Source organism: Spartinivicinus marinus (genome assembly GCF_026309355.1).
GTDB lineage: Bacteria > Pseudomonadota > Gammaproteobacteria > Pseudomonadales > Zooshikellaceae > Spartinivicinus > Spartinivicinus marinus.
Map to the genome: position 1 here is coordinate 2,767,433 of NZ_JAPJZK010000001.1, position 13,379 is coordinate 2,780,811.

11 protein-coding genes are annotated in these 13,379 nt (G+C 38.4%); 6 read left to right on the forward strand and 5 right to left on the reverse strand.

Annotation, left to right across the window (positions count from 1 at the left end; genetic code table 11):
* Window positions 1-42: 42 nt before the first annotated feature.
* Window positions 43-1,542: an aldehyde dehydrogenase gene (locus OQE68_RS12490; RefSeq protein ID WP_180569051.1), complete on the reverse strand. Its 1,500-nt coding sequence runs from the start codon at window positions 1,540-1,542 to the stop codon at window positions 43-45.
* 401 nt (window positions 1,543-1,943) lie between these two features.
* Here OQE68_RS12490 and OQE68_RS12495 point away from each other — a divergent pair, with 401 nt between their 5' ends.
* Window positions 1,944-3,827: a methyl-accepting chemotaxis protein gene (locus OQE68_RS12495; RefSeq protein WP_180569052.1), complete on the forward strand. Its 1,884-nt coding sequence runs from the start codon at window positions 1,944-1,946 to the stop codon at window positions 3,825-3,827.
* A gap of 26 nt (window positions 3,828-3,853) precedes the next feature.
* Here the strand turns inward: OQE68_RS12495 and murI are convergent, their stop codons facing one another.
* Both murI and OQE68_RS12505 read right to left on the reverse strand, forming a co-directional pair.
* Window positions 3,854-4,708, reverse strand: coding sequence for a glutamate racemase (gene murI / locus OQE68_RS12500; RefSeq protein WP_180569053.1), 855 nt, complete (start codon window positions 4,706-4,708; stop codon window positions 3,854-3,856).
* A gap of 183 nt (window positions 4,709-4,891) precedes the next feature.
* The gene (locus tag OQE68_RS12505) at window positions 4,892-5,863 is read right to left on the reverse strand and encodes a hypothetical protein (RefSeq protein WP_180569054.1); all 972 of its coding nucleotides are present in this window, start codon (window positions 5,861-5,863) and stop codon (window positions 4,892-4,894) included.
* Window positions 5,864-6,043: 180 nt separating this feature from the next.
* Here OQE68_RS12505 and OQE68_RS12510 point away from each other — a divergent pair, with 180 nt between their 5' ends.
* Window positions 6,044-8,509 (forward strand): cation:proton antiporter, encoded by a 2,466-nt coding sequence (locus OQE68_RS12510; RefSeq protein ID WP_180569055.1) that lies wholly within the window; start codon window positions 6,044-6,046, stop codon window positions 8,507-8,509.
* A gap of 5 nt (window positions 8,510-8,514) precedes the next feature.
* On the opposite strand, the gene OQE68_RS12515 is transcribed toward OQE68_RS12510, so the two are convergent.
* Window positions 8,515-8,997, reverse strand: a complete 483-nt coding sequence (locus OQE68_RS12515) for a prolyl-tRNA synthetase associated domain-containing protein (protein ID WP_180569056.1) — start codon at window positions 8,995-8,997, stop codon at window positions 8,515-8,517.
* 150 nt (window positions 8,998-9,147) lie between these two features.
* Between OQE68_RS12515 and OQE68_RS12520 the strand changes: the two genes are divergently transcribed.
* Window positions 9,148-9,294, forward strand: coding sequence for a hypothetical protein (locus tag OQE68_RS12520; RefSeq protein WP_180569057.1), 147 nt, complete (start codon window positions 9,148-9,150; stop codon window positions 9,292-9,294).
* Window positions 9,295-9,334: 40 nt separating this feature from the next.
* On the opposite strand, the gene OQE68_RS12525 is transcribed toward OQE68_RS12520, so the two are convergent.
* The gene (locus OQE68_RS12525; RefSeq protein WP_180569058.1) at window positions 9,335-10,282 is read right to left on the reverse strand and encodes an OmpA family protein; all 948 of its coding nucleotides are present in this window, start codon (window positions 10,280-10,282) and stop codon (window positions 9,335-9,337) included.
* Window positions 10,283-10,554: 272 nt separating this feature from the next.
* On the opposite strand from OQE68_RS12525, the gene OQE68_RS12530 reads away from it, so the two are divergent.
* Genes OQE68_RS12530 through OQE68_RS12540 form a run of 3 tightly spaced genes read left to right on the forward strand, consistent with a single transcriptional unit; the run spans window position 10,555 to window position 13,230 of the window.
* Complete coding sequence (locus OQE68_RS12530) at window positions 10,555-11,685, forward strand: hypothetical protein (RefSeq protein ID WP_180569059.1); 1,131 nt, start codon at window positions 10,555-10,557, stop codon at window positions 11,683-11,685.
* Between the two features lie 31 nt (window positions 11,686-11,716).
* Complete coding sequence (locus tag OQE68_RS12535; RefSeq protein WP_180569060.1) at window positions 11,717-12,568, forward strand: MotA/TolQ/ExbB proton channel family protein; 852 nt, start codon at window positions 11,717-11,719, stop codon at window positions 12,566-12,568.
* Window positions 12,565-13,230, forward strand: a complete 666-nt coding sequence (locus OQE68_RS12540) for an OmpA/MotB family protein (protein WP_180569061.1) — start codon at window positions 12,565-12,567, stop codon at window positions 13,228-13,230. The genes OQE68_RS12535 and OQE68_RS12540 overlap by 4 nt, the downstream gene beginning before the upstream one ends.
* Window positions 13,231-13,379: the final 149 nt, after the last annotated feature.

Sequence of the window (13,379 nt, forward strand, 5' to 3'; positions counted from 1 at the left end):
CCTTTTACTAGGAGCTTGTTATTATAGGTGCACTTAAGCTAATTATTTTTGTATATTGATCCAGGTAGCTTTAATTTCAGTATATTTGTCAAAAGCATGGAGGGATTTATCACGACCATTACCTGACTGTTTGTAACCTCCAAAAGGTGCTGTCATATCTCCACCATCGTATTGGTTAATCCAAACTGATCCAGCACGTAATGCTTTAGCTACCCGATGGGCTTTACTAATATCTTTGCTCCATACGGCGGCTGCTAGTCCATATTGGGTGTCATTAGCAATATTGATTGCTTCTTCAGTAGAGTCAAATCCAATACAAGATAATACTGGACCGAAAATTTCTTCTTGAGCTATATGCATACTGTTAGAGACGTTGCCAAAAATGGTGGGCTCTACAAATAAACCGCCACTGTCTTGTAAACACTGGCTACCACCCACCATTAGATGGGCTCCTTCTTCTTTACCTAGCTGTATATAGTTTAAAATGGTTTGCAGTTGGGATTGGTCAACAATAGCTCCTATTTGAGTTTCTGGGTTTAAGGGGTGGCCTGGCTGCCAGTTTGATAACTCTTGCTGCACTAACTCAAGAAATTCGGCTTGAATACTACTTTCTACTAATAACCGTGAGCCTGCTGTGCAAACTTCGCCCTGATTAAAGCAAATGGCCTCAGCTGCTGCTTTGGCTGCAACAGATAAATCAGGAGCATCGGCAAAGACAATATTGGGGCTTTTACCACCCGCTTCGATCCATACTCGTTTCATATTGGACTGGCCGGCGTACACCAGCAGTTGTTTACCTGTGTGGCTAGAGCCAGTAAACGCTAAGGTGTCAATATCAGGGTGAAGAGCTATAGGTTTTCCTGTGTCTTCACCCAGCCCTGGTAGTACATTAAATACACCAGCAGGAACACCAGCTTGGTGGGCTAATTCTGCAAGTTTTAATGCAGTGAGTGGTGATTTTTCCGATGGTTTTAAAATAACGCTATTGCCGGTTGCCAATGCAGGCGCGACTTTCCAGCAAGCCATTAACAGAGGAAAATTCCAAGGTACAATTGCGCCTACCACGCCAACAGGCTCTCGAGTGATTAACCCTATTGTATCTGCAGGTGTAGGTGCAACTTCTCCATATACTTTATCAATAGCTTCTGCATGCCATTGAAAACATTGAGCAGCTGCAGGTATGTCAATTGTTAGGCTGTCATTAATAGGCTTTCCCATATCTAGGGTTTCTAATAAAGCTAGCTCTTCCTGGTGCTGAACAATTAACTTAGCCAATTTGAATAGTATTTTTTTGCGCTTGGCAGGGGTTAATCCAGACCAAACTTGTTGTTTAAAAGCATCCCTTGCTGCTGTAACAGCTATATCTACATCGGGCTGTGTGCAATTGGTTATCTCAGTAAGAATTTGGCCATCAATTGGGCTTGTGCAGTTAAAATGCCCTCCCTCTTGTGCTGTTTGCCATTGTCCGTTAATAAAAGCTTGGGAAGGAAAAGTGAGTTGTTTAGCACGGGCTTCCCAGTCCTGTTGGGTTATTTTTTTCATAGCAATCTGCTCTATACCATTTCCTAAGAAGTCGCATTATAACAAAAAGGTAGTTAGTTATTTCATGTATACTCTTCGAGAGTGATTTTAGGGTTTGTTGTTGTCGCTAAGCACCAAGGGTGGTGTGAATGCAGTTTATGCAGGAGCAATAAACTATCTTCACCCTAGTCATTTATAAAAACATAAACTTATAGAGCTTCATCGCTCGCCCCGAAAAACCATTCGCTTTGACTATAGTTTCCTCATAACATTTCTGTTTTATTAAGCTATTCTTAAGAAAGATTTCTGCACAAGTTGTATAGAAAGCCTGCTGGTACTGCTTGAGTTATAACTAAAATCGCTTAAAAAGTATTACAGGTTCTAGTTTGGTGATGTTTGAATAGTGAGTAAACAGGCCACCTATGAAATTTACCCACAAAATACTTGTTGCTGCTTCAGCCGTAATGGTCGTTGCATTTGCTGGATTTAGCGGCTCTCAATATGTATTGATAAAAAATCAAACCGAGTCAGATTTAGTAAAAGACTTAGGCCAACTATCAGGTTTAACTGCTCACAGCATTTCAGATTGGATGAATAACAAGCTGCAAATAGTAGAGGGTGTGGCTAAAAGCCTAAACAAGCCTGTTGATGATAAGGCCGTAAGAGCCATAGTAGACCAAGCTGGATGGTCAAGCCAATTTGATTCAGTTTATGTGGGGATGGAGCAGGATGGAAAATTTATTGATAATAACGATAAGCCCAGTAGTGCAGATTACGACCCACGTAAGCGGCCATGGTATCAACTAGCTAAAGAAAAAAATGCCAATACATTTACTGAGCCTTATGTGGATGCTGATTCAAAAGAATTATTAATTACCGCAGTAAGCAATATAGTACAGCAAGGTAGTTTTGTTGGTGTTGCAGGAGGAGATATCTCTTTAAAAAGTATTTCAGAAATGGTTAATAAAGAAAACTTTGGTGGCTTAGGCTATGCGTTTTTAGCAACCGGGGCAGGTAAAATTATTATTCATCCTCAGGGGCAGTGGGTAGAGAAAAATATTACGGATTTATATGGAAGTAAAAATATTGATCTTAAAAATCCTGAGTTACAGCAAGCAAAAGTTGAAAATATGGATGCTTTAGCCATGTTTGTCCCTATCTCAGGTATTAAAACAGTAGACTGGCATATTGGTTTAGTCATTGATCGAGACAAAGCATTTGAATCCATTAATCAGTTTATGCGGTCGGCCGTTTTTTTTACACTTTTTGGGATCGTATTAATTGTGTTGTTGCTGAACTTTATGATGAAAGTAGTATTAAAACCACTAAGCGATATTTCTATTGCGATGAGTGATGTTGCAGCCGGAGAAGGGGATTTAACCAAACGGCTGAAAGTAAGTTCAAAAGACGAGCTAGGTCAACTTGCTGATAACTTTAATTTATTTGTTGGTAGAATTCACCAGTCAATAAAAAATGTTGCTCAAGCCAGTGGAGCGCTGGGTGAGTTGTTTCAGAAAGTATTATCATGGACTGAAACCAGCATGAATAAGTCTGATGAACAGGCACACCGAACCACTAGTATTGCAACCGCAATTAATCAGCTGGGAGCTGCTGCACATGAAATTGCTCAGAATGCAGCTTCGGCTTCTGATCGAGCCTCTGAGGCCAAGAATACAACAATAGAGGGTAAAACCGTAATGGGCCAATCTATTGAAATTATTAATCAGTTGTCGAGTAATATAACCAGCTCAAGTGATCACATTCAAAATCTAAGTACTAATACTGAAAACATTGGCAAGATATTAGAGGTAATAAAAGGTATTAGTGAGCAAACTAATTTACTTGCTTTAAATGCTGCAATTGAGGCTGCCAGGGCGGGTGAGGCTGGGCGTGGTTTTGCTGTCGTTGCAGATGAAGTAAGAGGGTTAGCACACCGCACCCAGGAATCTGCTCAAGAAATTCATAGCATGATAGAAGAGCTACAAAGTGGAGCCCATACTGCTGTAGAAACCATGAATAAAAGTCAGGATTTTAGTAAGCAAAGTGTAGATGTGGTGAATGAAGCAGGCAATATGTTGTATGAAGTCAGCTCTGTAATTGGTGAAATAGATGGTATGAATCAATCAGTCGCCACTGCAACAGAGGAGCAAACCTCGGTTGTAGGCACCTTAGACCAGGAAATTACCCATATTAACCACCTCAATCAGGAGTCGGTAGAGTGTTTGCAGCAAACATTGCAGGCTTGTAAAGAGGTGGGTAGACAATCAACGGAGCTGCAGCAACTAGTAGGTAGTTTTAAAATTTAGTGGCTTAGGTTGTTGTTGAGAACTGATTAAACAGGCAGGTTTAAATAGTCAATTTGCTCAATCCCAAACTGCTTTAATGCAGGGATTAACCGACTTATTTGCTGATTAGCTTCTGTAAACAAAGCTGTGTGGCTAGTAGCTTGGTACTGTTGATTTTCAGAGTTAATAGAATAATTTACAGCACCATTGTCTGTTAGTAATAACGAAGCAACACGGTTGGCAATAGCGATACCTGAATCCACCCAGTTTATATCTGGTGCAACCTGTTTTAACTCCTGTCTTAGTAAAGGAAAGTGAGTGCAGCCAAGTACTACCTGGTCAGGTTGTTGCGGTGAAAGACTTTGCGTTTGCTGAGTTTCAGCTTGCAGTATTAGTGGTTGGATGACGGCTTTTAGCTTGGTGAGACAAATCTGTTCACCACGTAATTTTTGTTCGGCCAGCTCAACCAGCTCAGTGGAACCTATTTTGATTATCTGACAATGGCTGGCAAAATCTTGGATTAGCTGGTTTGTATAATGGCGAGTAACAGTGCCAGGGGTGGCAAGTAGTCCTATACAGCCGGTTTTTGTTTCCTGGGCTGCTGTTTTTATGGCTGGTACCACACCAACAATCGGTATCTCAAAGCAGTCACGTAAACTAGGTAGCACAATAGTGCTGGCAGTGTTACAGGCAATAACAATAATATCAAGTGTGCAGCGCTGGCTAATGGCACTTACACACTCAACCACCCGTTGTTGCAACCAGTCAGCATCCTTAGTGCCATAGGGAAAAGCTGCGTTATCACTGGCATAGACCACAGAAAGCTGTGGTAACCGCCGTGATACTGCTTGCAAGATGCTTAAACCACCCACCCCAGAATCAAAAATTAATGCTGTTGCCATTATATCCTTCCCGAATAACTTTTAGGCATTGTTGTCTTCATTCTTCACCCTAATCATTTATTAGTTACATAAACTCATAGGGATTCATCGCTTGACAGCTGCCCCTAAAAGCCATTCGCATTGGCTATCGTTAACGCTATGTTCAAATGAAAGGGGGCTATTTTACTGAGCTTTGTTATTAAATTACAGAGCGTAAGTTTCAAAAAGGAAGGCTGATACTGCCAGACAGATAGCAAGAATAAAAACTGTTAACAGGCCTTCTGTTGTTGGTTCGTCTTTTTCGGTAGTGATCTCTACTTCACTTTTAACTGCTTGAGATTCCATCACTTTGGCTGATGATAATGGAACCACATTGTTGGCATTTGCAGTGATACCGAGTTTATGTGGTGTACAGCTTAAAAGCAGATGAGAGAAGTGCGCATTAATCGTTTCTTCAGAGATATCTGCAACCAGCTCATTAATGTTGTCGGGGGTTGTGACAGCATGTTCTGGTGCCAGCAGTAGGTCATGTTTGAAAAGTACGATAGTATGCTGGTCGGTGTCATCAACATACAGTTCAGACCCTGTAGCTGGTAGCCATTCAGGAGTAGCGCCTTTGTAATCTTCAAAGAGCTTGAATACTAGTTGATTATGCTGATTACCTAGCACTACACCAGTATGTTGCTCGTCTACCAATTGTAAACAAGCATAATAAGGAAATTGCTTATCAGTAAGTAGTTGATAATCTGGGGGGAAACTAACTTGTCGAGAATACTCATTAACTCGAGATGAAAATAAAAAATCAAATGAAAAGTAGCTAAAACCAAGACAATGCCAAACAGAGCCTGGAACACAAAAACTACGGGCTAGCGCCCTTAACTCATAGTTAAATACTTCATCTGCTATTTCTGGATATCGGTGAAAAAAGTTAAAAACAGCTTTTGCTTCAATTATATATCTTGTTGTTTTAACGTTAGGGTTATGTGTATTTTCAAAATAAAGGTAAGGCAGGTCTGTTCCTTCATTGGCTGGCCAGGAACCTTCAATGGCTATGTGAAAATCAGCTTTGGTCAGTTTACTGTTTAAAAAAAGTAAACAAATATCATTAATCGTACTAATTAATTGGTATTTATCTTCAGTAGTAAATTTATCTGGGGGTGCTGAATAATTCATCATAAGTTGACTTAATAAAATATTTAAGATATTTCACTTAATATGCTAATTACTTTTTAATCTAGCAAGTAGTTAATTGCCTAAGCCTAATCATAGCTAAATTAAGAAGATACCTTAGCTAATATAGCTATAGATATAACAATAGTACTGAACTCTAGTGCTTACTACTTTTAAGATGTGCCCATGCAGTATGACACAGGTATTTCCGTATTAGTTTTTATTATTATTGCTTTGCTAATAGGAGCAGCCCTGCGGAATATTATTAAAGGCACTCAGATGCCTTACTCTGTTTGTTTGCTTGTTATAGGCTTGGGACTTGGCTTAATTCAGCGGAGTGGTTTTTTTACAGAGCATAGTGAATTGCTGGATGGCACATTAAAACTAGTAGCTGAGGTTGACCCCCATTTAATTTTGTTTTTATTTCTGCCGACCCTGATTTTTGAAAGTGCCTTTTCTCTTGAAGTTCATCTATTTAGAAGAATTTTTGCTCAAATTGCTTTATTAGCCGTACCAGGCTTAATTGTAGCTACAACTCTAACAGCAGCTTTAGCCAAATGGACTTTTCCTTGGGAGTGGAGCTGGGCTCTGTGCTTGATGTTTGGCGCTATGATCAGTGCTACTGACCCTGTGGCAGTGGTGGCCATGTTAAAAGAAGTCAGCTCGCGTAAGCGCCTGGAAACACTAATTGAAGGTGAATCATTGTTGAATGATGGTACAGCCATTGTTTTTTTCTCATTATTTTATGGTTGGGTGATATCTGCAGGGGGGCAAGAAGGAGGTAATATATTTGGTGTAGCTGGTGACTTTACCTGGGTGGTTAGTATCGGATTAATTTTAGGAGTTTTAGCCGGCTTTTTAGTTATGGCTTGGATTGGGCGAGTATTTAATGATCCAATGATAGAGATCACCTTGTCAATTGCTACGGCTTATTTAGTTTATTTTGCTGCAGAAAAAATGCATGTTTCTGGAATTGTAGCGGTTGTTACCCTGGCACTTATGTTTGCGGGCATTGGTCGTACCAGGATTTCACCTGAAGTAGCAGAATTTCTCCATAATTTTTGGGAAATGATGGCACATATTGCCAATACCTTAATTTTTTTATTAGTTGGGGTATTAATTGCGGCACGGGTGCATTTAGATGATATTAATGCTTGGATAGCACTGGTTATTTTATATGTGGGAATTCAGCTGATCCGAGCATTAGCAGTTACTTTATTTATGCCCTTGCTGAAACGAATAGGCATAGGAATTACCCGAGAAAAAGCTATTGTATTAGTGTGGGGAGGGTTAAGAGGGGCTGTATCACTGGCATTAGCGTTAATTATTGCTCAAGATGATGTAATACCAAGAGATATAAGAGACCAAATACTATTTCTTTGTGCAGGAATAGTAGTGTTCACTATTTTAATTAATGGTGCCAGCATGAGCTGGGTATTAAAAAAATTGAAACTAGACCAGTTGCCGCCTGCCAAACAAGCGACTGTAGACAAAGCTCAGGCTAAAATTAATGAAGAACTGACTACGATGTTACCTGTATTAGTGGAAAATGAGTTTCTAAAAGGGGCTGACTGGGATGAAGTGAAACATACTACAGGTTTATTAAAGCCAACTGAAATAAAAGAACCAGAAAAAGACTCTGAAAGTATCAGTGATGCAGACTTATCCGTAGCCTTCAGAAGACGGTTACTTGAAACGGAACGTCGCCATTATTGGCATCAGTTTGAGCAGGGTACATTAGGTAAGCAGTCAACCAATAAATTAGTAGAAGCAGTAGAACACGCCTTAGATGGTGAGCCGGTTATTGCTCCTAGGGAGTCGCTATACAAAGTATGGGATACTCCTCCGCTATTGCATATGTTGCGTAATGTTAAGGGGTTAAAGAAACTGGCACTTAGAGTTAGTTTTTCACGGCTAGCATTAGGTTATGAAATTGCCAGAGGATTTATTCAAGCTCAAGATACTCTGGAGACTCATATTAGTAGCTTGGCTCCCGACGAAGTAGAAGCTGCAAAAGTTAATGCGCTTGTACAAGAAAATAAAAAGAAAACACTTGAATATATTCAGCAGCTAAGAGAAACTTTTCCAGAAATTGTTCATACTTTGGAAACCCACTCTGCCATTCGTTTATTATTAAATCGTGAACGTGCAGTTATTCGTGAACAGCTTAAAAAGGCAGTTTTAGATTCTCCAGAAGCAAAGCGGATGATAAAGCATGTGGAAACAAGGATGAAAACCCTGCAAAAAATGTCAAGCTTTTCTGCTCCATTTACACCAGACCAATTACTAGGACAGTTATCTTGGTGTAAACATTTGTCAGAAGACACTCGAAATAGTCTAAATAATGCAATGGAGCATGGTTTATATAGCAGCGGGGAATGGATTTTAAAACAAGGTAAGCCCTTTGCTGCGTTAGGCATTATTGCCCGTGGTTCAGTACAAGTACAAGAAGAGCGTAAAGGTAAGAAATATAAAAAAGTATTAGGCCCAGGAGAGCATGTTACTGCATTGTCGCTGTTAACAGGTGTGAGCCCTGGTAATTATAGAGCAATGACTTTAGTCGATATTTTATGGTTACGAGCAGAACGATTAAAACCATTGATGGCTCATGATGAAGAGTTAGCAGAGGCAGTAAGTAAACTATTAAACTGATGGTGTTATTCAGGTATTAATATTAATTGGAGCTCATGCCCAGTTGCTCGGATAAATTTCTCTACGGCATGCATAGGTATCACCAAAGTTGAAGTATTAACCAGTGGGTGGCACTGCATGGTTGGGCAAGCCCAAACGTCTTTATCTATTAGCAGTTCTACAGATTGGTTTTGATCATTTATCAAGCTAAGTAATGAAACAGCGCCGGGTTCAATTCCTAAATATTGCTTTAAGCGATCAGCAGATGCAAAGCTAAGTTTGCTGGTTTCAAGTAAGACAGATAGATTACTTAAATCAATTACTTTGTGATCATTTACTACAACAAGAAAATGCCGTTTACCTTTACGATCACGTAAAAACAAGTTTTTAGTTTTTGCGCCAGGGATATGTGATGCTAACTGATTAGCATCTTCGCATGTATATAATGGTGGATGTTCATACTGCTCAAAGCTAATGTTGTGGGTTGATAAAAAGTCGAAAAGTTTCATTAACGTTTCTAAAATATAAAGACTCTGATTGTTTATTGAGCTTATAACTTTAACAAGCTAGTGACACCTTTGGCTATCATCTTATTAATGTGTTTACGATAAACTATTCATAATGAAAACAACTTATCGACGAATGGTTATTGTCGGTGGATGATTATTGTACAGAACCAAAAGGAAGTGGAAAAAGTGCCGCAAGCTGGTACTACTCCTTCTGTGCCAGTAAAAAAACGCCCAGAATTTCAACCAATGGAAGTGGACTTGGTCAATTTGAAGAACCAGAAAAATAATAACCAGTAGAGTGAGCTTTATAGTAGAGGATGTTCAAAATGTAGATTTATTACTGCAATACTAACTCTACTCGACGATTTATTTTTCGGCTTTTTTCCTGAAGATTACTAGCCAAAGGAGCTAATGGCCCAACACCGTGAGCTTGTAGTTGATGAGTGCTGCTTGAAAACTGCTTAACTAAAGTGCTTACAACAGTTTCAGCGCGTCGTTGGGAAAGCGAGATATTGTAATCAAGTGAGCCAGTTGTATCCGTATGACCAACTACATAAAATTTTTGATCGGGTTTTTGCTTTAAAAATAAAGCAATATTTTGCAGAGTTGGAGTTGATTCTGGCTTTAATGTTGCTTTGTTAAAGTCGAAATATAAACTATATAAAGTCACTTTACCGTTGCGCTCTAACTCTTCTTTTAGGTAATCAAGATTTACTTCTACCATGCCGGTTTGTAAAGGAGCTTGTTCTAGTACATCCACTTGGGCTACCAGCTGTTTAGTTGAACGTCTTACGATATATAATGCTAAATAAATATCCCCATCCGCTTGTGATAGCTTTGCAGCTAAAAAACGTTGAGTAGCATTTTTACCTGCTAGGCGTGAACCTCTGCTTAAAACCTGATTTGACCAGTCATAACTTGAGCCACATGTTGCGCCATTACATTCAAAAATAACTTTAAAGTTATTTGACAGTAACTCGTTTTGGTAGTTTTTAAACACCTCTAAACTTGATCGATTATGAGGTAACGTATAGGTAATCCTAGTAATTTTACCTTCTAATGAAATACTTTCTTGAATTTTATCTTTCTGCTTCGTTAATGTACTAAGAGGCAGAATATAGTTATCGTAGGTAATTTGCTTATAAGCATTAATTATTGAGCCTTGATACCGAGAAACTAGCGGGTGATCTTCGCTGTTAGGAATATCATTGCCAAAAACGCTAGTACTTATTATGAGCCAACATAGTAAGTTAGAGTACGTACAAGGTGATTTAAAATATGGCATCTGATTTCCCTATACTTAATAGTTATTCATCTATTTATAACAATAGGTTAATGAAGTTAAATTGTTCGATGGTTGGGCCAAAGAATATTCTTAATTTTTAGTATATACTGTTTTATTTTTTCTTCTTGTTACTCAATCTGTCGTTTTTATATCATTTAACTTTTATTGCTAAATACGTAACTGGTAGTCTTAATATTAAGAGACCTCTTCTGTGTTCTATTTCACAGCAAATAGTATTGCAGTATAGCATTATACACCACCAAATAAGCGGTATGACGGTAAATGATCCATTGACAGAAATCTCTTCAAAAAAATCTAATCTTCTCGTTTCACAAAACCATGAAGTAGATCTATCAAGAGCTATTTACTCCACAAGCTTATCGTCAGCGTCTATAGATGATGAAACGCAGTTGTTTTATATCACTATCGATAAAGTTCTATATCAACACCCTGTAGAAGTAATAGAAAAAGTATTGCGTGCCAATGGATTTTCTTTAAACCTGGAAAATATACTTGCATGCATGGACGATTTTAAAATTGGTACTTCAGTACAGCTGGACGATGACTTTGCTGACCCTGATGAGCCATTAAGTTTCATTCACTGCATTCAATTTAGGCTACCTCAGAAAACATCAGTAGGACCTACTCTTAGTAAGTTTTATGAAGAAATTGAGTCTTATGAGTCAATCATTGCAGACTTAAAAGGTAGTCAGACAAGTAAAGATTCTTTTGGAAAAAGAGAAGAAGAAAGTAAAAAAAGAATTCAGGAACTTGAGGCTGAAAATAGATCGCTAAAGATGCAGCTAAGTTTGATGCACAGTCAGCTAGAAAGTGCTGTAAAGTCTGTGGAAAAAGCCAATGAGACGTTAGAAAATCAAAACTATCTTCCTTCAAATGTGCTTCGGGCAACAGTGCGTGAAATGAACATTGAAGACCGGATGGTTATTGTCAAGTCAGGAAAAACCACAATAAATATACCATTATTTATGTGTGATATTTTACCTGAGCCCGGCGATCATTGCTTGGTTCATGTAGAGCAAGGGAATACACTAGGCTGTTTCTTTTTTAATAAGGAAAGAAAGCATTTACAACCACAGCTGGCTAAAGTAATCCTTGTGAAAGACAATATATGTAAGATTCGCGATGAAAATAGAAATACATGGCTAATTAAAGCAAAAAACTCAGTTGAGTATAACTTTTTTAGAACGCTTAAAAATAACGACCACCTGTTGATCTACCTATTGAAGGGTAAGCCACTAAGGTTTGAATCTCTATTGCGCCCTGAAATTAAGTCACATGCTGATAGTGTTCAGGAAACCATACAAAAGTTTCAAATAGCAACTCTGGAAAAGGTAAAGCCAGTGAATGAGCAAAGCAGTCAAGTGGATGATGAACGTAAATGAGTAGTGATAGTTAATAGACGGTGAAGCCTAGATGGAAGGACTTAACTTAAAAAAGTATTTACATACCACAAGTAAAAAATTTGACCCTTTTGCTTTAATTATTGGTTTGGGTGGATTTGCTGCTGTGGGCTATGCTCTGGGTCTGAAAGAAGATATCAATACTTTTTTAGACTTAAGATCCCTGTTGATTGTAATTTGTGGTACGTTTGCTAGTATTTTATTTCAATTTGATTTCAGATCCTGTGCATCTAGTCTAAAACTAGTGCTTAGCTCATTTTTGGGTACGCCAGGAAGAAAAATAACTAATACACTCATTGAACTTGATCGAACAATTATTGCAAATGGTAAATTGACTGAGTTGCGTGAAGGTGAAAAAATCAATGGTGAGTTGTTAAATGACATTATATATATGCATAAACAAGGGCTCTTTTTTGAAGAAATTGATGAGTTTGTAACGTCTAGAATTCGAGACCAGATTTTAAAGCGTAAAGTTTCTGTTGATATTCTTCGCAGGGCAGCCATTATTGCACCCGCATTAGGGCTTTTTGGAACCGTTATTGGTTTGATTGGTGTGTTAAAATCGCTTAATGACCCAAGTGAAATAGGCCCATCAATGTCGTTAGCATTAATGACGACTGCTTATGGAGCAGGTTTAGGCTCTATTGTATTTACTCCTTTATCTGGACGATTAGAACATCATAATAGTATTTATTTAGCCGCGCATGAACAACTTTTAAATAAAATTGGTATTTTAATCAAGCGTGAAGAAAATAGCATTGACTCTCAATTTTTATCAAATACTGGGCCAAATGAAGACCTAGAGTATCAATCAGAGTTTGAAACGAAAGATGAAGTTTACTCTGAAGAGAGTGACAATAAATGAGAATGTCCGAATTAGACCTTAATGACTCACAGGATGATAGCGAAAGCAAAACTGCTTTCTATATCAGCTTCAGTGATTTGATGGTTATGCTGGGTGTATTTTTCGTGATGTTGCTTTCTATAAGCCAAGTGGATGTTGGGTCATTTGAAAAAGTTAAAACAGGTGTCACTGGAAATACGTCAGGAACTTTAGTGGAGCTGAGCAATAACTTAGCTAAAATCGTTGAGGATGATCCCGACGTATCAGGTGTATCTGTAAGAATGGCTAAAGATGGTATTCGTTTAGTATTGGATACAAAAGCTTTATTTGAAACTGGAAGTGCAAATTTAAAGCCACAGGCACTGGATTCTTTGGAGCCAATTCTATTAAGTATATTAGCCACAAAATATACGATTGATGTAGAAGGTCATACTGATGATGCGCCATTGCATCGTTACTATAGAATGAATAATGAGTACTTGCTTGAGACAAATTGGTCTTTGAGTGGTCGTAGAGCAAGCAGTGTTATTCACTTCTTGCTTCAATTTGGCTTTACTGAAAAGCGTTTAAGATTAGTAGGCTATGCTAGTACCCGCCCAATTAATCGTTTTGATGGTAAAAAAGGAACAGCCCTAGAAGCTGCTAGAGCGAATAATCGTCGAGTATCACTACTTGTTAAATAATGTGTGTTATACCCTTCGCAAAAGAATTTTATGCTTTGTTATCTTCGTTGACCACCAAGTATGGTGGGACTTCATCACTCGATGGCCTTGCCTAAAGTAGAGGGTATTATTGCTATTGCACCTAGAAATAATTTGTGATGGGTTTAATC

Excerpts from the sequence above, each read along its gene's own strand:
- OQE68_RS12490 (WP_180569051.1), bottom strand. The coding sequence starts at position 1,542 with ATGAAAAAAATAACCCAACAGGACTGGGAAGCCCGTGCTAAACAACTC.
- OQE68_RS12495 (WP_180569052.1), top strand. The coding sequence starts at position 1,944 with ATGAAATTTACCCACAAAATACTTGTTGCTGCTTCAGCCGTAATGGTC.
- murI (WP_180569053.1), bottom strand. The coding sequence starts at position 4,708 with ATGGCAACAGCATTAATTTTTGATTCTGGGGTGGGTGGTTTAAGCATC.
- OQE68_RS12505 (WP_180569054.1), bottom strand. The coding sequence starts at position 5,863 with ATGATGAATTATTCAGCACCCCCAGATAAATTTACTACTGAAGATAAA.
- OQE68_RS12510 (WP_180569055.1), top strand. The coding sequence starts at position 6,044 with ATGCAGTATGACACAGGTATTTCCGTATTAGTTTTTATTATTATTGCT.
- OQE68_RS12515 (WP_180569056.1), bottom strand. The coding sequence starts at position 8,997 with ATGAAACTTTTCGACTTTTTATCAACCCACAACATTAGCTTTGAGCAG.
- OQE68_RS12520 (WP_180569057.1), top strand. The coding sequence starts at position 9,148 with ATGATTATTGTACAGAACCAAAAGGAAGTGGAAAAAGTGCCGCAAGCT.
- OQE68_RS12525 (WP_180569058.1), bottom strand. The coding sequence starts at position 10,282 with ATGCCATATTTTAAATCACCTTGTACGTACTCTAACTTACTATGTTGG.
- OQE68_RS12530 (WP_180569059.1), top strand. The coding sequence starts at position 10,555 with ATGACGGTAAATGATCCATTGACAGAAATCTCTTCAAAAAAATCTAAT.
- OQE68_RS12535 (WP_180569060.1), top strand. The coding sequence starts at position 11,717 with ATGGAAGGACTTAACTTAAAAAAGTATTTACATACCACAAGTAAAAAA.
- OQE68_RS12540 (WP_180569061.1), top strand. The coding sequence starts at position 12,565 with ATGAGAATGTCCGAATTAGACCTTAATGACTCACAGGATGATAGCGAA.